Raw genomic sequence first — 20,769 nt, forward strand, 5'->3', positions numbered from 1 at the left:
ACCATGGCAGAAAAATTTATTCAACATACCGGTCTGGTGGTTCCGCTGGATGCCGCAAACGTCGATACCGATGCGATAATCCCTAAGCAGTTCCTGCAGAAAGTGACCCGCACCGGGTTTGGTGCCCATCTGTTCAATGACTGGCGCTTCCTGGACGACAAAGGCCAACAGCCAAACCCGGAATTCGTGCTGAATTTTCCCGCATACCAGGGCGCCTCAATTCTGCTGGCCCGGGAAAACTTTGGCTGCGGCTCCTCCCGTGAGCACGCCCCCTGGGCGCTGACGGACTACGGCTTCAGGGTGGTTATCGCCCCCAGCTTTGCCGATATCTTCTACGGCAACGCCTTTAACAACCAGCTGCTGCCGGTGAAACTGAGCGAAGCCGATGTCGATACGCTGTTCAGTCTGGTGGCCTCCCAGCCGGGGATCCAGTTCACCGTGGATCTGCAGGCCATGGAGGTGCAGGCCGGGGATAAACGCTACCCCTTCGAGCTGGATGCCTTCCGCCGCCACTGCATGCTAAACGGTCTGGACAGCATCGGCCTGACCCTGCAGCACGAAGATGCCATTTCAGCCTACGAGCAGAAACAACCGGCCTTTATGCAGTAACCGCGCGTTCATTACGTCTGTGCATCATCAAAGAGGAATGCCCGCGGCATTCCTCTTTTTTATGGTGTTATTCCACTGCCGTTTCCCGCAGCGTGACATCCTGCACCCGGAAGGTAAACAACAGCGCCACCAGCGCAATACCGACCATGGCGGGGTATACCGCACTGTGGCCCATCCGTTCCGCCAGAGAGCCCTGAATCAACCCGGCCAGAATCACCCCCATTGAGATACTGTTGGTAAACAATGTGGTGGCGGCACCGGCACGGCCCGGCATCAGATCCTGGAACCACAGCATCCCGATCCCGGCAATAATGCCGATAAAGATCGCATTAAACAGCTGTAGCCCCAGTAATGCCTCCCGGCTGTGAAAAAAGATAAGCCCGAGATAAAACAGGATCCCCATCGCTGTTGCCACCAGCATCATCGGCCGCTTACCGAACCGTTTGACACAAAACCCGGCAAGGATCATCGCCGGGATCTCCAGACCGGCAGCGGTGCCCATCAGTACCCCGGCAAGGGATTCCGGCAGCCCGAGGTCACTGCTCACCCACAGCGGCATATCAATGATATACATGGTGTTACAAGTCCACATCAGCATCGAGGCCAGAAACAGACGGCGGACATTTTTATTACCCCAGAGCCCGGCAGAAATCCCCCCCTGGGGTGCCTGCTCCTGCGCCCGGTGCACCGTGGGCAGCGCAAAATAGATAATCCCCAGGCTTATCACAAAAATTCCCGCCGCCATTAAAAACATGGTGGTAAAACCGTAATTCAGCGCCAGCATAAATGACAGCGGTGGGCCGATAACCCAGGCAAGGGAGAGCTGAGCACGCATTATCGAGCTGAACATCACCACTTCCCGGGCAGAGCTATCGGCATACTCCCGGGCGAGGGCAAAGATCTGCGGCATGGCGGTATTGGCAATGGCGGCCAGCAGCACCCCAAGGGTGATCAGCGTGGTGTAGTGGCGGTTATAAGCGAACAACACACAGTTTGCTACTGCCATCAGGCAGCAGAAAATAATCAATTTGCGCCGATCGCCCCGGCTATCCGAGCGCTGGGCCAGCACAAAACTCACCGCGATACCGACAATGGCATTGACGGTATAAAACATACCAACCAGAAATGGCGGGGCCCCAACCTCCCGGGATAAAAACAGGCTCAGGGTCGGGGCCTGCAGCGCACCGGCAACGCCGACCATAAAGGCAACGGCCATAAACGCCATATATACCCAGTTCAGGCGACGGCTGGTTGTCAAAAACCACAGCATAATTATTCCCTGTATTCAACGCGGTAAATTGCGCAAATCATAAACGAAAAAAGCCAGCAGTAAATCACTGCTGGCCGGTGATATTCACCAATACTCAGTCACACATGATGCCCATCCAGGTCAGGAGGAGACCCGTCAGGGCAGGCGGAAGTCCCGCAAGGTAAATCAGGAGAGCTGTTCAGCTCCCATTGCATCAGGTCATCAAGCATCTGCAACCGTTGCAGAACACTCAGGCGGGCCAGCCATGAGCAGTTAACGGCCTGTGTTGCCACAAAATAGTGTTGCCAGAACGCCATCGCAGCTGATTTCATTTTCGGCACCTCCGCGCTTTCATCACGGATAAGTATTCACGTAATATAGGAAGAATAAAATTGATGAGTTTCTACCGGGAGTTCCTCTTTTATGGCCTCCAGCCGCCTGCAACAGCAATTTATCCGTCTCTGGCAGTGTTGTGACGGCCAGAACCAACAGATAACCCTGAACGAACTGGCGGGGCTGCTCAACTGCTCGCGCCGCCATATGCGCACCCTGCTCAACAGCATGCAGGAGAAAGGCTGGCTGACATGGCAGGCAGAAGCAGGCCGCGGCAAGCGCTCTGAGCTGGCATTTATCTACACCGGGCTCACCCTGCAACAGCAGCGGGCTGAAGATCTTCTTGAGCAAGATCGTATTGATCAGTTAGTACAGATAGTCGGGGATAAAGCCGCGGTACGCCAGATGTTGCTGTCGCACCTCGGCCGCAGCTTTCACCAGGGCCGCCATATTCTGCGGGTGCTCTACTACCGCCCGTTACTCAATTTACTGCCCGGTTCCGCCCTGCGCCGCTCAGAAACCCACATTGCCCGGCAAATTTTTAATGGTCTGACCCGGATAAATGAGGAAAACGGGGAACTGGAAGCGGATATTGCCCACCACTGGCAGCAGATTTCCCCGCTCCACTGGCGCTTTTACCTGCGCCCGGGGATCCGCTTTCACCACGGCCGGGAGCTGGAGATGGAAGACGTGATCAGCGCGCTACAGCGCATCACGGCCCTGCCGCTGTATGCCCATATCAGCGGTATTGCTTCCCCCACGCCCTGGACGCTGGATATCACCCTCAGCCAGCCGGATCGCTGGCTGCCCTGGCTTATCGCCAACACCAGCGCCATGATCCTGCCCCGGGAATGGCCCTCTATGGGCGATTTTGCCAGCCATCCCCGCGGTACCGGCCCCTATTCGGTGGTGCGCAATAACCGTAACCAGCTACAGATCCACGCATTTGATGATTATTTTGGCTTCCGGGCGCTGATCGACGAAGTAAACTTCTGGGTACTGCCGGATATCAATGACGATCAGATCTGCGGTGTGCAGCTGCAATCCACCAGCAGCCCCTCCCGGGATAACGAAAAGTCCTTTGAAAGCCGCCTTGAAGAAGGCTGCTACTACTTGCTGTTTGATCAACGATCCCGCTACGCCCCGCGCCAGGATCTGCGCCAGTGGATCAGCCAGATCCTCTCACCGGTGGATTTGATAGGCCAGGCGGAACCGCACTATCAACGCTACTGGTTCCCGGCCTGGGGGCTGTTACCGCGCTGGCATCATGCCCCGCAACCCAGCCGCTGCGAGAAGCCCGCCGGGCTGGAGTCCCTGACCATTACCTACTACCGGGAGCATTCGGAACACCAACTACTTGCCCGGATGATGGCGCGCTTGCTGGCCGCACAGGGGGTGACCCTGACAATCCAGGAGATCGACTACGCCGACTGGCATCAGGGCGAGGTGGTGAGCGATCTGTGGCTCAATAGCGCCAACTTTACCCTGCCGCTGGAATTTTCCCTGTTTGCTCACCTGTTTGAGATACCGCTATTACAACGCTGCATCCCGCGCGACTGGCAAGAGGACGCCAGGCGCTGGCGGGCGGGTGAGCTGGATCTGCCCAGCTGGTGCCAGCAGTTACTGGCAGAACAGCATATGGTGCCGCTGATCCACCACTGGCTCACCATTGAAGGGCAACGCAGTATGCGCGGCGTGCGGATGAACACCCTCGGCTGGTTCGATTTTAAAGCGGCCTGGTTCGCCCCGCCGGAGCCGTAAATCTTTCGCAAAAGGTGCGCAATCATTACAATGTAAACCGTTCTCAACGGGGTGCCACGGCCACCGCCGCTGCGCTGAGATAATACCCGTCGAACCTGCTCCGGATAACGCCGGCGAAGGGATTTGAGGCTCCCGCCCAGGCTCTTCGCCGCCTTACAGCCCACAAAGGAAAGCAACGTGCTGAAACGACTTCTCCCGGTATTGATACTGCTCACCGCCCCGGCAATGGCTAAGCCGCTGCTCACGGTCTATACCTACGACTCTTTTGCCGCAGAATGGGGCCCTGGCCCGGCGGTAAAAAAAGCGTTTGAGGCCCAGTGCGGCTGCACACTGAAGTTTGTCGCCCTCGAAGACGGGGTCTCTTTGCTTAATCGCCTGCGTATGGAGGGGAAAAACAGCAAAGCAGACGTGGTGCTCGGGCTGGATAACAACCTGCTGGCGGCCGCCACCCAAACCGGCCTGTTCGCGCCATCCGGGGTGAAAACCGACGGGCTCACCCTGCCGGGTGGCTGGAAAAACACCACCTTTGTGCCCTACGACTACGGTTATTTCGCGTTTGTTTATGACCAGAACAAGCTGAAAAACCCGCCGAAAAGCCTCCATGAGCTGGTCGAAAGCCCGGAAAAATGGTGGGTAATTTATCAGGACCCGCGCACCAGTACTCCGGGGCTGGGCCTGCTGCTGTGGATGCAAAAAGTCTATGGCGATCAGGCCCCGGACGCCTGGCAGAAACTGGCCCGCAAAACCGTCACCGTGACCAAAGGCTGGAGTGAAGCCTATGGCCTGTTCCTGAAAGGCGAAAGCGACCTGGTACTCAGCTACACCACCTCCCCGGCTTACCATCAGATTGCCGAGCATAAAACCCAGTATGCGGCGGCGGGGTTTAGTGAGGGGCACTACCTGCAAGTTGAAGTCGCCGGCCGCCTGGCCGCCAGCCAGCAACCGGCGCTGGCGGAAAAATTTATGCAGTTTATCGTGTCCGCCGATTTCCAGAACACCATCCCCACCGGCAACTGGATGTACCCGGTTACCCCGGTGGCGTTACCGGCGGGCTTTGACACCCTGGTGAAACCGGCCGCAACCCTCGAATATTCCCCGGCAGACGTTGCCCGGCAGCGCACCGCCTGGATAAGTGCATGGCAACGCGCCGTCAGCCGCTGATGCGCGCCGTTATCCCCCCCGGCTGGCTGATCCCCGGCCTGCTGGCGGCGGGGGGAGTAGCCGGTGTCGCGCTGGCCGCCTTCACCACCCTGTGGCTGAGTGCTGCGGGCAATGGCGGGGGCCTCCAGGCCCGGGAAATCTTGCAGGACAGCTACCTGTGGCATGTGGTGCGCTTCTCATTCTGGCAGGCCTTCTTGTCCACCCTGTTTGCCGTGCTGCCCGCCATCCCGCTGGCCAGATCCCTGAGCCGCCGCCATTTTGCCGGCCGTACCCTGCTGCTGCGGCTGTGTGCCATGACCCTGGTGCTGCCGGTGCTGGTGGCGATATTCGGGCTGTTGACGGTGTATGGCCGTGAAGGCTGGCTGGCCGCACTATGCCGCCTGCTGGGGCTGGAGTGGCAGTTTTCCCCTTATGGCCTTGGGGGGATCTTGCTGGCCCACGTTTTCTTTAACTTGCCGATGGCAACCCGCTTATTGTTACAGGCCCTGGAGCAGATCCCGCGCGAGCAGCGCCAGCTGGCCGCACAGCTGGGTATGACCAACGGCTATCTCTTCCGCCTGGTGGAGTGGCCCTGGCTACGTCGCCAGATCCTGCCGGTGGCCGCCCTGATCTTTATGCTGTGCTTCGCCAGCTTCGCAACGGTGCTCGCCCTGGGCGGTGGCCCCCAGGCCACCACCATTGAGCTGGCTATCTACCAGGCACTGAGTTTTGATTATGATCCCGGTAAAGCGGCGCTGCTGGCGCTGATCCAGATGAGCTGCTGCCTGGGGCTGATGTTGCTCAGCCAGCGTTTCAGCCCGTCACTGCCGGCGGGCACCACCCGGCAGCCGGACTGGCACAATCCCGAGGACAGCTGGCTCAGCCGCTGTGCTGATACGCTGCTTATCGGCACTTTTCTGTTACTGCTGGTGCCGCCGCTGCTGGCGGTTATCGTCGATGGCCTGAACCGCGATATCCTGCTGGTACTGCGGGCGCCGGCACTGTGGCAGGCGCTGGGAACCTCGTTACGTATCGCCCTCGGGGCGGGGATACTCTGTGTTGTGCTGACCATGATGTTGCTGTGGAGTAGCCGGGAATTACGCCTGCGCCAGCGCCTGCTGGCCGGGCAATGCCTTGAACTTTCCGGGACAGTAATCCTCGCGATGCCGGGTATCGTGCTGGCAACGGGCTTTTTTCTGCTGTTCAGCCAGACCAGCGGCCTGCCCGGGCACCCGGACGGTATCGTTATTTTTACAAATGCCCTGATGGCCATCCCCTATGCCATGAAAGTCCTCGATAATCCAATGCGCGATGTGGCCGGGCGCTACTCACGGCTGTGCCAGTCGCTGGGTATCAGCGGCTACCGGCGGCTGTACTGGATAGAGCTGCGGGCGCTCTCCCGGCCACTGGCCCAGGCGCTGGCGTTTGCCTGCGTACTGTCGATGGGTGACTTCGGGGTGGTCGCCTTGTTCGGCAGTGATGACTTCCGCACCCTGCCGTTCTGGCTGTATCAGCAAATGGGGGCCTATCGCGGCCAGCAGGGGGCGGTTACCGCGCTTATCCTGTTACTGCTGTGCTTTATGTTATTTAGCCTGATTGAACGACTCCCGGAGCGCCATGCTAACCCTGAATGATGCCACCTGGCTGTATCGCCACCTGCCAATGCGCTTTAGCCTTAAGGTCGCCGCCGGCGAACGCGTGGCGATTCTTGGCCCCAGCGGGGCCGGGAAGAGCACGCTGCTGAGCCTGATCGCCGGTTTTCTGCCCCCCACCCACGGCCAGATCCTGCTTAACGGCGCCGACCATACCGCCACCCCGCCCGCCCGGCGGCCAGTGTCGATGTTGTTCCAGGAAAATAATCTGTTCAGCCACCTCACCATCGCCCAAAACATCGGCCTCGGGCTGGACCCTGGCCTGCGTCTGACCCCGGCCCAGCGGGAACAGTTACAGCATATCGCCGGTGTGATGGGCATCGGTGACTTGCTGGACCGCAAACCGGATCAGTTATCCGGCGGCCAGCGCCAGCGGGCAGCATTAGCCCGTTGCCTGATCCGCCAGCAGCCGATCCTGTTGCTGGATGAGCCATTCTCAGCCCTGGATCCGGCACTACGCCAGGAGATACTCGGCCTGCTGGATGACGTGTGCCGCAGCCGCCAGCTCACCCTGTTAATGGTCTCTCACAGTCTGGAGGATGCGTTGCGTATCGCCCCGCGCAGTATCGTGGTGGGGGAAGGCCGGATAATCTGGAGTGGGGATACCGCGGCACTGCTGCGCGGCGAAAGCAGTGCCGCCCGGTTATTGGGGATTCAAACTTCAGTGTAAATACCCAGCACCTTGCCGAGGATTTTCAGATACACCGGCATCAGGGGGTGCTGCACCATGATAACCACCCCGGCCAGCGCCCCGGCAGACACCGCGGGCGCCAGCCAGTTAAGCCATGCCCGGGGCAGGCGCTTCAGGGTTTTGCCGCCACCAATGGGCATACTGCGCCACCAGCGCCAGCACAGCCACCCGGCCAGCCACAACAACAGCGCCAGACCCAGTAATTGCCACTTAAAGGCCGCACTTTGCAGCGCCGCCGGAATATCAATGGCCGCCCCGGCAAGGATCCCAGGCAAGAAGTAAATCGGCGGCCATAACACGCAGCCGAGAATATTGGGGGCGATAAATTTACGCACCGGCAGGCCCAGCATCCCGGCCACCATCGGCACCAGCGGACGCGTCGGCCCGATAAATCGCCCGGCCAGAATCGTCAGCATACTGTGCTGATGCAGGGCCAGTTTGGTCTTATCGAGCATGGTTTTGTGTTTTTTCAGAAAGCGCCAGCGATGCAGGGGCCTTTTAAACCGCCAGCCCAGCCACAGCGAGATCCAGTCCGCGAGAAAGCAGCCAGTCATGGCCACCAGCCAGGACTGGTAAAAACTCACCTGCCCGCTGCCAATCAGCGCCCCCAGCCCCGCCATCGCCAGGGTGCCGGGCATCAACAGCCCCACTAATGCCAGCGATTCGGTAAATGCCACCAGCCAGATGGCAAACAGCGCCCAGCTGGCTGAATGGCTGATAAACTGCTCAAATAATGTTTCCATATATCGCCCAGGAAATATACTAATGGCCGATTGTCACGGGGCGGCCCGGCAGCGTCAAGACAGGCGGCGGGAGATATACAAAACTCTACATCCCGGCCCGCCCACTGACGGGCGGCCCCGGTATTAACGCGCCACCATTTCACACCCGGCCCGGAACTCACTGGGACTGGCGCCGGTACATTTTTTAAATACCCGGGAAAAGTAGAGCTGATCCTCAAAGCCGACATTACGCCCCACACTGGCGATCGGCATCCGGGTGGTGCTGAGCAGAAGCTTAGCCTGGCTGATGCGCTGATCCTCGCGCCAGTTCAGCACGCTGACCCCTAATTGCTGGCGGAACAGATGCGATAACCGGCTGGGGGAGAGACAGACATGCTGGGCAACACTGGCAATATCAAACTGGCTGTCTGCCAAATGGTCGCTGATGTACTGGCAGGCATCCCGCACCCGGTTATCCAGCGGCGGATTCAGTGATTCACTCAGCACTTCCATGCGCCGCAGCAACAACTGCTCCAGCAGGTTAATTGCCAGCAGTTCCGCATAACGCCCGCCGCTCTGGGCCGCGTCAATCACCTGCTGGAACAACGCCGAAAACGCGGCCTGGTGCTCCTCATCTGGCCGGTAGATCCCGGTCTGGGCAAACAGCAGCGGCCAGTTAAGCCACTCCATCCAGTAGGCCCGGGGGCGGAAATAGATCCACTGGTGATACCAGCAGGGGCTCTCCCGGTGGCGACCATAATGGTGGATCTCCCCCGGAGGAAATAACAAAATATCGCCGGGTTTACAGATATACCGGTGGCCCTGGTTATCCACCACCCCTTCACCGCGCACTGTCAGATTGAGGATAAACCCTTTCATCCCCAGGGGACGGTCAATAAAAAAATCCAGCGGGCCATGGGCCTCGATAGGCGTCAACCCGGCCACCAGATGGGCATTAAACGAGTAACCGGGTAACAGGGGATCGTTTTGTGGTTCAGACATATGACGCGCACTCCTCGGCAGCTCAACACAGAAACCGTTTGTCCATATTGACGGTTTATTTTTCTCTTCACCCCTGTTTCCGGGCCACCGCCAGCAGAATAACCTTGCTGGCCGCACAACATCAGAATCCAGGCGATGCTTCCCCATCCGAAGCAATAACAGAAGTGTCTATAACTGTGGCAGATATGTCCACATTGAATATTTGCGGGGCGTCACAATTATCATCCTGACAGCAATATAATCCATAAGATCAGCCTTTGCAGCCTGACGACTTTTCGCCACCGACTCTACTGTTCTGTCATGTTTATTTCATTCACGGAGTCACATGATGGCAATTGCACTGGGTCTGGATTTTGGCAGTGATTCAGTTCGCGCTCTGGCGGTAGACTGCACCACCGGTCAGGCACTGGCCAGCGATGTCGCCTGGTACCCCCGCTGGCAGCAAGGACTATTTTGCGATGCCCCCCGCAACCAGTTCCGCCACCACCCCCGCGATTATATTGAATCCATGGAGCAGGCCCTGACCGGCGCACTGGCTAAACTCACCGCCCAGCAACGGGCCAGCGTGGTGGGCATCGGGGTGGACAGCACCGGATCAACCCCAGCCCCGATCAATGCCCGGGGCGAGGTACTGGCATTAACCCCGGAATTTGCCAGCAATCCCAATGCCATGTTTGTACTGTGGAAAGATCACACCGCCGTGGAAGAGGCTGAAGAAATCACCCGCCTGTGCCACCAGCCGGGTAAAACCGATTACTCCCGCTATATTGGCGGTATTTATTCCAGCGAGTGGTTCTGGGCCAAAATCCTCCATATCACCCGAACGGATGCCGCTGTCGCGCAAGCCGCGGCCAGTTGGGTGGAGCTGTGTGACTGGGTACCGGCGCTGCTGAGCGGCACCACCCACCCGGCCCGGCTGAAGCGCGGCCGCTGCGCCGCGGGCCACAAATCCCTGTGGCACCAACACTGGGGCGGGCTGCCCCCGGCCAGTTTCTTTGACCAGCTCGACCCGTGCATTAACCGCCACCTGGCATATCCGCTGTTCACCGACACCTGGACTGCCGATACGCCGGTGGGCCACCTGAGCCCCGAATGGGCGCAGCGCCTCGGCCTGGCCGGGACGGTAACCATCGCGGGTGGGGCCTTTGATTGCCATATGGGGGCCGTGGGCGCCGGGGCCCAGCCTAACACCCTGGTCAAAGTGATAGGCACCTCTACCTGCGACATTCTTACCGCCGACCCATCCGCCGTGGGCGACAGGACCGTAAAAGGGATCTGCGGCCAGGTTGACGGCAGCGTGGTGCCGGGTGTTATCGGCATGGAGGCGGGCCAGTCCGCCTTCGGCGATATCTATGCCTGGTTCAGCCAGTTGCTGAGCTGGCCTCTGGACCAGCTGGCCGGGCAACATCCCGCGCTGGCAGATAGCATCGCCGCCAGCAAACAGCAGTTGCTGCCTGCGCTAACCGCCGCCTGGGCGGCCAATCCGCAGCTTGACCAGTTGCCGGTGATCCTCGACTGGTTCAATGGCCGCCGCACCCCCTATGCCAACCAGCGCCTGAAAGGGGTTATCACCGGCCTGAACCTCGGTACCGATGCCCCGTCCCTGTTTGGCGGGCTGATTGCCGCGACTGCCTTTGGTGCCAGAGCGATTATGGAGTGTTTTACCGAACAGGGGATCCCGGTGCACCACGTAATGGCCCTCGGCGGGATTGCCCGTAAGAACCAGACCATTATGCAAGTGTGCTGTGACGTGCTGAACCGCCCGCTGCACATCATTGAATCCGACCAGTGCTGCGCCCTCGGGGCGGCCATCTTCGGTGCCGTTGCCGCCGGTGTGTACCGCGATATTCCGGCCGCCCAGCAGCAAATGGCCAGCGCCATTGAGCACACTCTGCAGCCTGATCCAACGCAGGCGGCGCGCTTTGAACACCTGTACCAGCGCTACCGGCAGTGGTCCGCCAGTGCTGAACAACACTATCTTCCCGTATCTACCGCTTCACTGCCCGGCGCACCGGCAGAGGCAGTGGCCCTGACCCATTAAGGACATGAACATGACTATTTTTGCGCAACATGAGGTGTGGTTCGTTATTGGCAGCCAGCATTTGTATGGCCCGGAAACCCTGCGCCAGGTGACGCAGCATGCCGAACATGTGGTGAATGCCCTCAACAGCGAAGCCAGACTGCCCTGCAAACTGGTCCTGAAACCGCTGGGTACCACCCCGGACGAAATTACCGCCATATGCCGCGACGCCAACTATCACGATGCCTGCGCGGGGTTAGTGGTCTGGCTGCATACTTTCTCCCCGGCCAAAATGTGGATCAACGGCCTGAGCATTCTCAACAAGCCGCTGCTGCAATTCCACACCCAATACAATGCGCAACTGCCCTGGGGCAGCATCGATATGGACTTTATGAACCTTAACCAGACTGCCCACGGCGGCCGCGAGTTCGGGTTTATCGGTGCCCGTATGCGCCTGCAGCACAGCGTGGTCACCGGCCACTGGCAGGACCCCCGCGCCCACCAGCGCATCGGCGCCTGGATGCGTCAGGCAGTGGTTAAACAGAACACCCGCCAGCTGAAAGTGGCGCGTTTTGGCGACAACATGCGCGAAGTGGCGGTCACCGAAGGGGACAAAGTGGCCGCCCAGATAAAATTCGGTTTCTCGGTCAATACCTGGGGGATCGGTGACCTGGTGGCCGTGGTCAATGAAGTGAGCACCGGTGATATCAATGCCCTGGTGGACGAGTACGAAAGCAGCTACCGCCTGACCCCGGCCGCCCAGGTAAACGGTGAGCAACGCCAGAACGTGCTGGAAGCCGCCCGCATTGAACTGGGAATGAAACGCTTCCTGGAAGCCGGCGGGTTTAACGCCTTCACCACCACCTTTGAAGATCTGCACGGCCTGAAGCAATTGCCCGGCCTGGCAGTACAGCGCCTGATGGCCCAGGGCTACGGCTTTGCGGGTGAAGGAGACTGGAAAACCGCCGCCCTGGTGCGCATTATGAAAGTGATGTCGGCCGGTCTGCCGGGCGGCACCTCATTTATGGAAGACTATACCTACCACTTTGAGCCGGGGAACGATCTGGTGCTCGGCTCGCATATGCTGGAAGTCTGCCCGTCCATCGCCACCGCAGAGCAACCGATCCTCGACGTGCAACCGCTGGGGATTGGCGGTAAAGACGATCCGGCGCGGTTGATCTTTAACACCCGGCCAGGGGCGGCGCTGAATGCCAGCCTGATCGATCTTGGGGATCGCTTCCGCCTGCTGGTCAACTGTGTCGATGCGGTGGCCACGCCCCACTCTCTGCCCAAACTGCCGGTGGCGAATGCCCTGTGGAAAGCCCAGCCGGACCTGCCCACCGCCTCTGAAGCCTGGATCCTCGCCGGCGGTGCCCATCATACGGTATTCAGCCAGAGCCTGACCCTCGACGATATGCGCCTGTATGCCGAGCTTAATGGCATCGAACTGGCGGTAATTGATAACGACACCCGGCTACCGGCGTTTAAAGAGAGCCTGCGCTGGAACGACGTGTACTACGGTACTAAACGCTGAGCTTAAGACCGCCCGCCCGAACCACGGCGGGCGATACCCGAGAGAGGTTGTTATGTTAGAGGATCTGAAACACCAGGTGCTGGCGGCCAATCTGGCACTCCCGGCACACCATCTGGTGACCCTGACCTGGGGGAATGTCAGCGCCGTCGATCGCCAGCAAGGGCTGGTCGTTATCAAGCCTTCCGGGGTGGACTACCGCGCCATGACCGCTGAAGATATGGTGGTGGTCAGCCTGGCCACCGGCGAGGTGGTCGACGGGCATAAGAAGCCGTCGTCGGACACCCCCACTCACCGGTTGTTATACCAGCGCTTCCCGAGCCTCGGCGGCATTGTTCATACCCATTCCCGCCACGCCACCATTTGGGCCCAGGCAGGCCTGGGGATCCCGGCCACCGGCACCACCCACGCGGACTATTTCTACGGCACCATTCCCTGCCCCCGTAAAATGACCGATGGCGAAATTGACGGTGATTACGAATGGCAAACCGGTGAAGTGATCGCCGAAACCTTCCGCCAGCAGGGGATTGATCCGGCCCAAATGCCCGGTGTACTGGTGCACTCCCACGGGCCATTTGCCTGGGGGAAAGACGCCATGGACGCGGTACACAACGCCATTGTGCTGGAAGAGGTTGCCTATATGGGGATCTTCTGCCGCCAGCTGGCCCCCCAACTGGCGGATATCCAGCAAACCCTGCTGGATAAACATTACTTGCGCAAACACGGTCGCCACGCTTACTACGGCCAGTAATACTGTACATATCCGCAGTAATTCGGGAACAACCAGGCTATACTCAGGCCTGGTTTTTTTATTCCGGATATCCCAGTGACACAATCATGCCAGGGGTTCCTGCTCACCCGTCACTGGCAGGATACCCCCCAGGGGACAGTGATCAATTTCTGGCTGGCTACCGACAATGGCCCGCTCAATGTCACCCTGCCCCCGCAGGAATCGGTTGCCTTTGTTCCGCAGAATCAGCAATCCCGCGTTGAGCAACTGCTGGCGACTGAACGCCAGTGGCGCCTTGCCCCGCTGGCGCTTCAGGATTTTCATCAGCAGCCGGTATGTGGGCTCTATTGCCGCCAGTACCGCCAGTTGTTGCGCCTCGAAAAACGCCTGAAAGAGGCCGGGATCACCGTCTATGAGGCGGATATCCGCCCCCCGGAACGCTACCTGATGGAGCGCTTTATTAACGCCCCGGTGCGGGTCACCGGCGAGCCAGGCCCCGGCGGGCTGATCAATAGCCGCCTGCAGCCGGATAACGGCTACCGCCCGACACTGAAATGGGTCTCTCTGGATATTGAAACCAGCCGCCACGGCGAGCTGTACTGCATTGGTCTGGAAGGCTGCGGCCAGCGCCAGGTCTATATGCTGGGGCCGGATCAGGGGCACCATCACCCTGAAGATATGCAGCTGGAGTACGTGAACAGTCGCCCTCAATTGCTGGAGAAACTTAACCAGTGGTTTGCGGATCATGATCCCGATGTGATAATCGGCTGGAATCTGGTGCAGTTTGATCTGCGCGTCTTACAGGATCACGCGGAGCGTTACCGGATCCCGCTGCGCCTTGGCCGGGGCCAGCAAGCCCTGGAGTGGCGCGAACACGGCTTTAAGCCGGGGGTCTTTTTTGCCCAGGCCAGTGGCCGCCTGATCGTGGACGGCATCGAGTCATTAAAATCCGCCTTCTGGAATTTCGCCTCTTTTGCGCTGGAAAGCGTGGCCCGGGAGCTGCTCGGGGAAGGGAAAGCGATTAACGATCCCTGGCACCGGCTGGATGAGATCGAACGCCAGTTCCGGGAGGATAAAAACGCGCTGGCCATTTACAACCTCAAAGATTGCCAGCTGGTCACGGCTATTTTCCATAAAACCGATCTGATGCCCTTCCTGCTGGAGCGCGCCACGGTTAACGGGCTGCCCGCGGACCGGCACGGCGGATCGGTGGCGTCGTTTTACCACCTCTACTTCCCGCGCATGCACCGCAGTGGCTTTGTGGCGCCAAACCTGGGGGAGATCCCGCCCCAGGCCAGCCCGGGCGGCTATGTAATGGACTCCAGCCCCGGGCTCTATGACTCGGTACTGGTGCTGGATTACAAAAGCCTGTACCCGTCGATTATCCGCACCTTTCTGATCGATCCGGTGGGTCTGGTGACCGGCCTGGCACAGCCCGACGATGCCCAGAGCGCGGAGGGGTTTCTCGGTGCGCGCTTCTCCCGCACCCGCCACTGCCTGCCGGCGATCGTTGAACAAATTTGGCTCGGCCGGGATGCAGCCAAGCGCCAGCACAATAAACCGCTCTCCCAGGCATTGAAAATTCTGATGAACGCCTTCTATGGGGTACTGGGCACCAGCGCCTGTCGCTTTTTCGATCCCCGGCTGGCCTCGTCGATTACCCTGCGCGGCCACGCCATTATGCGTCAGACCCGGGCGCTCATCGAAGCCGAAGGCTATGACGTCATCTACGGGGATACCGATTCGACCTTTGTCTGGCTGAAAAAGGCCCACAGCGAACAGCAGGCCGATGCAATTGGCCGCCAGCTGGTGACGATGGTTAACCGCTGGTGGCGGGATCATTTGCAGCAGGAGATGCAGCTTACCAGCGCCCTGGAGCTGGAATATGAAACCCATTACTGCCGTTTTCTGATGCCCACCATCCGCGGGGCGGAAACCGGCAGTAAGAAACGCTACGCCGGGATGATCCGCCGCGGGGATAGCGAGCATATGGTGTTTAAGGGGCTGGAAACCGTGCGTACCGACTGGACACCGCTGGCCCAGCGGTTTCAGCAGGAACTCTACCAGCGTATTTTTCTGCGCCAGCCCTATCAGGACTATATACGCGAGACCATCGCCCGGCTGATGGCCGGGGAGCTGGACGACCAGTTAGTGTACCGTAAGCGCCTGCGCCGCCCGCTGAGTGAGTACCAGCGTAATGTGCCACCCCATGTGCGGGCTGCCCGGCTGGCAGATGAACAAAATGTGCGCCTCGGGCGGCCGCCGCAGTACCAAAATCGCGGGGCAATTCATTACGTCTGGACGATAAATGGCCCCGAACCCCTGGAATATCGCCAGTCTGTGCTGGATTATGAGCACTATTTGTCCCGCCAGCTACAGCCAGTGGCTGACGGGATTTTACCCTTTCTGCACGATGATTTTGCTACACTGGTTACCGGGCAACTCGGACTATTTTGACAGGTGACGAAACGCCTTTCATCCAGTACCATAGCGCCCTTCCTAAATACCCATCACTTTTTATGCGCACTCTGGCATCAGTTCCACGGACAATCCGGGCCCTGACCGGACGTGTGGAGCGTGGTGAGTATTCACTCATTTTCAGGCCCTACGCCATTCCGCCCGGCGTGGGACCGTACTACTGCCTGCATAACTAGTAACTAAAGAGCCGAAACGATATGCCTTTTACACTTGGTCAACGCTGGATCAGCGACACAGAGAGCGAACTGGGTTTAGGGACTGTAGTCGCCATGGATGCGCGAATGGTCACCCTGCTATTTCCCGCCACCGATGAAAACCGCCTCTACTCCCGCAATGACTCCCCCATTACCCGGGTGATGTTCAATCCAGGAGATACCGTGACCAGCCATGAAGGCTGGCAGCTGAAAGTTGACGAAGTAAAAGAAGAAAAGGGCCTGCTGACCTATATCGGTACCCGCCTGGATACCGAAGAAGCCGGCATTGTGCTGCGTGAAGTATTCCTCGACAGCAAACTGGTGTTCAGTAAGCCGCAGGATCGTTTGTTCGCCGGGCAACTGGATCGTATGGACCGCTTTGCCCTGCGCTTTCGCTCCCGTAAATACCAGAGCGAGCAGTCGCGCCAGCCGTGGAGCGGCCTGCGCGGTATGCGTACCAGCCTGATCCCTCACCAGTTACATATTGCCCGGGATGTGGGTCATCGCCACGCTCCGCGCGTGCTGCTGGCCGATGAAGTCGGCCTCGGTAAAACCATTGAAGCCGGGATGATAATCCACCAGCAGTTGCTGTCTGGCGCCGCAGAACGCGTGCTGATCATCGTGCCGGAAACCCTCCAGCACCAGTGGCTGGTCGAAATGCTGCGCCGCTTTAACCTGCGCTTTGCCCTGTTCGATGACGAACGCTATGCCGAAGCCCAGCACGACAGCACCAACCCGTTCGACACCGAACAGCTGATTATCTGCTCGCTGGACTTTGTGCGCCGCAATAAACAGCGCCTGGAAAATCTGTGTGAAGCAGACTGGGACATTATGGTGGTGGATGAAGCACACCACCTGGTGTGGAGCGAAGAGGCCCCCAGCCGCGAATATCTGGCGATTGAACAATTGGCAGAGCATGTCCCTGGGGTGCTGCTGCTGACCGCCACCCCGGAACAACTGGGCATGGAGAGCCACTTTGCCCGTCTGCGTCTGCTGGACCCTAACCGCTTCCACGATTTTGAGCAGTTCGTTGAAGAGCAGCAGAACTATCGTCCAGTCGCCGATGCCGTTGCCCTGCTGCTGGAGGGGAACCATCTGAGTAGCGATGAGCTGAACGCCCTGAGTGAACTGATTGGCGAACAGGACATTGAGCCACTGTTACAGGCGGCCAATAGCGATAGCGCCGATGCCGAAACGGCCCGTAAGGAACTGATCCATATGCTGATGGACCGCCACGGCACCAGCCGCGTGCTGTTCCGTAACACCCGTAACGGGGTGAAAGGCTTCCCGCAGCGTACCTTGTCGACCATTAAGCTGCCGCTGCCTACCCAGTACCAGACCGCGATTAAGGTCTCCGGCATTATGGGCGCCCGTAAATCGGCCGAAGAGCGCGCCCGGGATATGCTCTACCCGGAACAGATTTACCAGGAATTTGAAGGGGACTCTGCCACCTGGTGGAACTTCGACCCGCGCGTAGAATGGCTGATGGGCTATCTGACCCGCCACCGGGCCCAAAAAGTGCTGGTGATTTGCGCCAAAGCCGCCACGGCTCTGCAACTGGAGCAAGTGCTGCGCGAGCGTGAAGGTATCCGTGCCGCGGTCTTCCACGAAGGGATGTCGATTATCGAGCGCGACCGCGCGGCGGCCTGGTTTGCGGAAGAAGACACCGGTGCCCAGGTACTGCTGTGTTCCGAAATCGGCTCCGAAGGGCGTAACTTCCAGTTTGCCAGCAATCTGGTGATGTTCGATCTGCCGTTCAACCCGGATCTGCTGGAACAGCGTATTGGCCGTCTGGACCGTATCGGCCAGGCCCATGATATCCAGATCCACGTGCCGTACCTGGAAAAAACGGCCCAGGAAGTACTGGTGCAGTGGTACCACGAAGGGCTGGACGCCTTTGAACATACCTGCCCGACTGGCCGCACGATTTACGACAGCGTGTGCGCCCAACTGGTGGAATACCTCGCCTCCCCGGATAAAACCGACGGCTTCCCGGAACTGATTAAAGCCTGCCGCAGCCAGCATGATGCGCTGAAAGTGCAGCTGGAGCAGGGCCGCGACCGCTTGCTGGAGATCCACTCCAACGGCGGTGAGGAAGCGCAACAGCTGGCGGACGATATCGCCGCCCAGGATAACGACCCGGCGCTGGTGAACTTTGCCATGAACCTGTTCGATATTATCGGGATTAATCAGGACGATCGCGGCGAACACATGATAGTGCTTACGCCGTCTGACCATATGCTGGTCCCTGACTTCCCGGGCCTGCCGGAAGATGGCTGCACCATCACCTTTAACCGCGATGTGGCACTGTCCCGTGAAGACGCGCAGTTAGTGACCTGGGAGCACCCGATAATCCGTAACGGCCTGGATCTTATCCTCTCTGGCGATACCGGCACCAGCGCTATCTCGTTACTGAAAAACAAAGCGCTGCCGGTGGGCACCCTGCTGGTAGAGATGATGTACGTGGTGGAAGCGAAAGCGCCGAAACAGCTGCAACTGGGCCGTTTCCTGCCGGCCACCCCTATCCGTATGCTGCTGGATAAAAACGGCACCAACCTCGCCACCCAGGTTGAGTTCGAAAGCTTTAATCGCCAGCTCAGCGCCGTTAATCGCCATACCGGCAGCAAGTTGGTGAATGCGGTGCAGCAAGAAGTACACGCCATTCTGCAACTGGCAGAAACCCAGGTAGTGAAAGAAGCCCGGGCGATTATCGACGCGGCCCGTAGCGAAGCGGACGATAAACTCACCGCCGAGCTGGCCCGCCTGGAGGCACTGAAAGCGGTGAACCCGAACATCCGTGATGACGAGCTGGACGCCATCGAGAGTAACCGCCAGCACGTGATGGAGGCCCTTGACCAGGCCAGCTGGCGTCTGGATGCGTTACGCCTGATTGTGGTGACCCATCAGTAATGGAAAGTAAAACTCCCGCCATGGAAGCGTATCACCCGGCTCAGGACCCCTGGCTGGTGGTCCTGTATCAGGATGACCATATCATGGTGGTCAATAAGCCCAGCGGGCTGTTATCGGTGCCGGGCCGCCTTGAGGAACACCGGGACAGTATCATGACCCGCATCCAGCGCGATTATCCCCGGGCGGAGTCGGTCCACCGTCTGGATATGGCCACCAGCGGGGTTATCGTGGTGGCGCTGACCAAAGCGGCAGAGCGGGAGCTGAAACGCCAGTTCCGGGAGCGGGAGCCGAAAAAGCAGTATCTGGCGCGGGTATGGGGGCATCTGCCCCAGCAAGCGGGGGTGGTGGACCTGCCGCTGATTTGTGACTGGCCGAATCGCCCGAAACAAAAAGTGTGCCACGACACCGGCAAACCGGCCCAGACCGCGTATCAGGTGCTGGAGTACGGGGTAGACAACACCACCCGGGTGTTACTCAAACCGATTACCGGACGCTCTCATCAGTTGCGGGTGCATATGCTGGCCCTCGGGCACCCGATTCTGGGCGATCGGTTTTATGCCCACCCGGCAGCGCTGGCCATGGCGCCGCGTTTGTTGTTGCACGCTGAGATGCTCACTATCACCCATCCGGCATTTGGTAATCAGATGACCTTTAACGCGCCGGCGGATTTTTGATCCACGCGCAGCAACAAAAAGCCCCGCACAGTGCGGGGCTTTTTGTTCATCAGCGTAGGCGCATTACCTGCCGGCATGACCAGCACAATCCCGGCGATTATTTAAACCCGCGGGCCTCTTTGATCATCTCCCAGGCTTGCGAAATCTCCTGGGCCTTCTGCTTGGCCATTTCCATCATCTCCGGCGGCAGCCCTTTCGCCACCAGTTTATCCGGATGATGCTCGCTCATCAGCTTACGGTAAGCGCGCTTAATGGTCTGGGCGTCATCACTGCTTTTCACCCCCAGCACACTGTAAGCGTCTTCCAGGGTTGGCCCGCGCTGCGCCTGCTGCCAGCCGCCGCCATTCCCTTGCGCCCCGCCCGACTGCTGATAGCCGCCGCCGAACTGCGCCCCGCCCTGCATCATGCGCAGGAACTGATCAAACTGCATCCGCGAGATGCCCAGCTCTTCGGCAATCACGTAGAGCACATCCCGTTCATTGGGATGCAAAGAACCATCGGCAAACGCCGCCTGAATCTGGATTTCCAGGAACATGCGGATCAGATCAAAACGCCCAAAACAGACCTGACGCAACTGGCGCATTTTTTCCCGCAGCGGATAGTTAGCCTCTTTTCCATTACGGAAGGCGCGCTGGGCTGCCTCCCGGGATTCGCCGGTCAGCTGCATCCGATCCATTAATAATGACGCGACATGAATGTCGGCTTCGGTCACCCGCCCTTTGGCTTTGGTTAAATGCCCCATCACCTCAAAGGTGGTGCTAAAAAAGATGGATTGCCGCTGCTGCTGATTGGCAAACCATACGGTTTTGCGGCTTCTGGCGCGATCAAAAAGATGCCCGACCAGGAACCCCAGAACCACGCCCCAAAAGCCCCCGCCCATAAATAAGGCGATCGCAACCCCCACCACTTTACCCCAATACTGCATATACTCCCCAAATGGTCATGCCGTCAGCTAGAATTTGCTTTATCATACCCGTCAATCCAAACGGTGACTAACATATACCCATCAACCAGTGTGTTGCAGCGCAACCGTAACATACTGAGCGTCCGGGTATCCACGGGCAAACAAGCAG

General features: G+C 59.1%; 16 protein-coding genes and 1 riboswitch. Of the genes, 11 read left to right on the top strand and 5 right to left on the bottom strand.

Annotated features, from left to right (window positions below):
- Positions 1 to 3: 3 nt before the first annotated feature.
- Positions 4 to 609, top strand: coding sequence for a 3-isopropylmalate dehydratase small subunit (gene leuD, locus F9C28_RS00605; RefSeq protein WP_199013160.1), 606 nt, complete (start codon positions 4 to 6; stop codon positions 607 to 609).
- A 67-nt stretch (positions 610 to 676) separates the two neighbouring features.
- Here leuD and F9C28_RS00610 read toward each other — a convergent pair whose 3' ends face one another.
- Positions 677 to 1,879 carry an MFS transporter gene (locus F9C28_RS00610; protein WP_199013161.1) on the bottom strand — a complete coding sequence of 401 codons (1,203 nt, stop codon included), beginning with the start codon at positions 1,877 to 1,879 and terminating at the stop codon, positions 677 to 679.
- Positions 1,880 to 1,977: 98 nt separating this feature from the next.
- A complete protein-coding gene (gene sgrT, locus F9C28_RS00615) occupies positions 1,978 to 2,190 on the bottom strand; it encodes a glucose uptake inhibitor SgrT (protein ID WP_199013162.1) in 213 nt (70 codons plus the stop codon).
- Between the two features lie 91 nt (positions 2,191 to 2,281).
- Between sgrT and sgrR the strand changes: the two genes are divergently transcribed.
- From sgrR to thiQ, 4 genes are all read left to right on the top strand, one after another.
- The gene (sgrR, locus tag F9C28_RS00620) at positions 2,282 to 3,952 is read left to right on the top strand and encodes an HTH-type transcriptional regulator SgrR (protein ID WP_199013163.1); all 1,671 of its coding nucleotides are present in this window, start codon (positions 2,282 to 2,284) and stop codon (positions 3,950 to 3,952) included.
- A gap of 37 nt (positions 3,953 to 3,989) precedes the next feature.
- Positions 3,990 to 4,092: riboswitch (TPP riboswitch) on the top strand.
- A 37-nt stretch (positions 4,093 to 4,129) separates the two neighbouring features.
- Entirely contained in the window at positions 4,130 to 5,113 is a 984-nt protein-coding gene (gene thiB, locus F9C28_RS00625; RefSeq protein WP_199013164.1) for a thiamine ABC transporter substrate binding subunit, read from the top strand.
- Positions 5,089 to 6,726 carry a thiamine/thiamine pyrophosphate ABC transporter permease ThiP gene (gene thiP, locus F9C28_RS00630; RefSeq protein ID WP_199013165.1) on the top strand — a complete coding sequence of 546 codons (1,638 nt, stop codon included), beginning with the start codon at positions 5,089 to 5,091 and terminating at the stop codon, positions 6,724 to 6,726. Before thiB ends, thiP begins: the two co-directional genes overlap by 25 nt.
- Positions 6,710 to 7,414, top strand: coding sequence for a thiamine ABC transporter ATP-binding protein ThiQ (gene thiQ / locus F9C28_RS00635; RefSeq protein ID WP_199013166.1), 705 nt, complete (start codon positions 6,710 to 6,712; stop codon positions 7,412 to 7,414). Before thiP ends, thiQ begins: the two co-directional genes overlap by 17 nt.
- On the opposite strand, the gene F9C28_RS00640 is transcribed toward thiQ, so the two are convergent.
- A complete protein-coding gene (locus F9C28_RS00640) occupies positions 7,399 to 8,178 on the bottom strand; it encodes a DedA family protein (RefSeq protein ID WP_199013167.1) in 780 nt (259 codons plus the stop codon). The two genes, thiQ and F9C28_RS00640, sit on opposite strands and share 16 nt — an antisense overlap.
- Positions 8,179 to 8,301: 123 nt before the next feature.
- Positions 8,302 to 9,159, bottom strand: coding sequence for an arabinose operon transcriptional regulator AraC (araC, locus tag F9C28_RS00645; RefSeq protein WP_199013168.1), 858 nt, complete (start codon positions 9,157 to 9,159; stop codon positions 8,302 to 8,304).
- Between the two features lie 328 nt (positions 9,160 to 9,487).
- On the opposite strand from araC, the gene F9C28_RS00650 reads away from it, so the two are divergent.
- The 6 genes from F9C28_RS00650 to rluA all read left to right on the top strand — a co-directional run bounded on the left by F9C28_RS00650 (position 9,488) and on the right by rluA (position 19,696).
- Positions 9,488 to 11,200, top strand: a complete 1,713-nt coding sequence (locus F9C28_RS00650) for a ribulokinase (protein ID WP_199013278.1) — start codon at positions 9,488 to 9,490, stop codon at positions 11,198 to 11,200.
- A 10-nt stretch (positions 11,201 to 11,210) separates the two neighbouring features.
- Complete coding sequence (araA, locus tag F9C28_RS00655; RefSeq protein ID WP_199013169.1) at positions 11,211 to 12,713, top strand: L-arabinose isomerase; 1,503 nt, start codon at positions 11,211 to 11,213, stop codon at positions 12,711 to 12,713.
- A gap of 52 nt (positions 12,714 to 12,765) precedes the next feature.
- Positions 12,766 to 13,461 carry an L-ribulose-5-phosphate 4-epimerase gene (gene araD, locus F9C28_RS00660; protein WP_199013170.1) on the top strand — a complete coding sequence of 232 codons (696 nt, stop codon included), beginning with the start codon at positions 12,766 to 12,768 and terminating at the stop codon, positions 13,459 to 13,461.
- A gap of 75 nt (positions 13,462 to 13,536) precedes the next feature.
- Positions 13,537 to 15,897 carry a DNA polymerase II gene (gene polB / locus F9C28_RS00665; protein WP_199013171.1) on the top strand — a complete coding sequence of 787 codons (2,361 nt, stop codon included), beginning with the start codon at positions 13,537 to 13,539 and terminating at the stop codon, positions 15,895 to 15,897.
- A gap of 218 nt (positions 15,898 to 16,115) precedes the next feature.
- Positions 16,116 to 19,022 (top strand): RNA polymerase-associated protein RapA, encoded by a 2,907-nt coding sequence (gene rapA, locus F9C28_RS00670; protein ID WP_199013172.1) that lies wholly within the window; start codon positions 16,116 to 16,118, stop codon positions 19,020 to 19,022.
- Between the two features lie 20 nt (positions 19,023 to 19,042).
- Entirely contained in the window at positions 19,043 to 19,696 is a 654-nt protein-coding gene (gene rluA, locus F9C28_RS00675) for a bifunctional tRNA pseudouridine(32) synthase/23S rRNA pseudouridine(746) synthase RluA (protein WP_199013279.1), read from the top strand.
- A gap of 97 nt (positions 19,697 to 19,793) precedes the next feature.
- Here rluA and djlA read toward each other — a convergent pair whose 3' ends face one another.
- Complete coding sequence (gene djlA, locus F9C28_RS00680; protein WP_199013173.1) at positions 19,794 to 20,621, bottom strand: co-chaperone DjlA; 828 nt, start codon at positions 20,619 to 20,621, stop codon at positions 19,794 to 19,796.
- Positions 20,622 to 20,769 lie beyond the last annotated feature (148 nt).

The sequence above is a fragment of the Shimwellia pseudoproteus genome (genome assembly GCF_016415625.1).
Classification (GTDB): Bacteria; Pseudomonadota; Gammaproteobacteria; order Enterobacterales; family Enterobacteriaceae; genus Shimwellia; species Shimwellia pseudoproteus.

Bases quoted from the DNA above. Each gene is read 5' to 3' on its own strand.
- leuD (WP_199013160.1), top strand. From the start codon at position 4: ATGGCAGAAAAATTTATTCAACATACCGGTCTGGTGGTTCCGCTGGAT.
- F9C28_RS00610 (WP_199013161.1), bottom strand. From the start codon at position 1,879: ATGCTGTGGTTTTTGACAACCAGCCGTCGCCTGAACTGGGTATATATG.
- sgrT (WP_199013162.1), bottom strand. From the start codon at position 2,190: ATGAAATCAGCTGCGATGGCGTTCTGGCAACACTATTTTGTGGCAACA.
- sgrR (WP_199013163.1), top strand. From the start codon at position 2,282: ATGGCCTCCAGCCGCCTGCAACAGCAATTTATCCGTCTCTGGCAGTGT.
- thiP (WP_199013165.1), top strand. From the start codon at position 5,089: ATGGCAACGCGCCGTCAGCCGCTGATGCGCGCCGTTATCCCCCCCGGC.
- thiQ (WP_199013166.1), top strand. From the start codon at position 6,710: ATGCTAACCCTGAATGATGCCACCTGGCTGTATCGCCACCTGCCAATG.
- F9C28_RS00640 (WP_199013167.1), bottom strand. From the start codon at position 8,178: ATGGAAACATTATTTGAGCAGTTTATCAGCCATTCAGCCAGCTGGGCG.
- araC (WP_199013168.1), bottom strand. From the start codon at position 9,159: ATGTCTGAACCACAAAACGATCCCCTGTTACCCGGTTACTCGTTTAAT.
- F9C28_RS00650 (WP_199013278.1), top strand. From the start codon at position 9,488: ATGGCAATTGCACTGGGTCTGGATTTTGGCAGTGATTCAGTTCGCGCT.
- araA (WP_199013169.1), top strand. From the start codon at position 11,211: ATGACTATTTTTGCGCAACATGAGGTGTGGTTCGTTATTGGCAGCCAG.
- araD (WP_199013170.1), top strand. From the start codon at position 12,766: ATGTTAGAGGATCTGAAACACCAGGTGCTGGCGGCCAATCTGGCACTC.
- rapA (WP_199013172.1), top strand. From the start codon at position 16,116: ATGCCTTTTACACTTGGTCAACGCTGGATCAGCGACACAGAGAGCGAA.
- rluA (WP_199013279.1), top strand. From the start codon at position 19,043: ATGGAAGCGTATCACCCGGCTCAGGACCCCTGGCTGGTGGTCCTGTAT.
- djlA (WP_199013173.1), bottom strand. From the start codon at position 20,621: ATGCAGTATTGGGGTAAAGTGGTGGGGGTTGCGATCGCCTTATTTATG.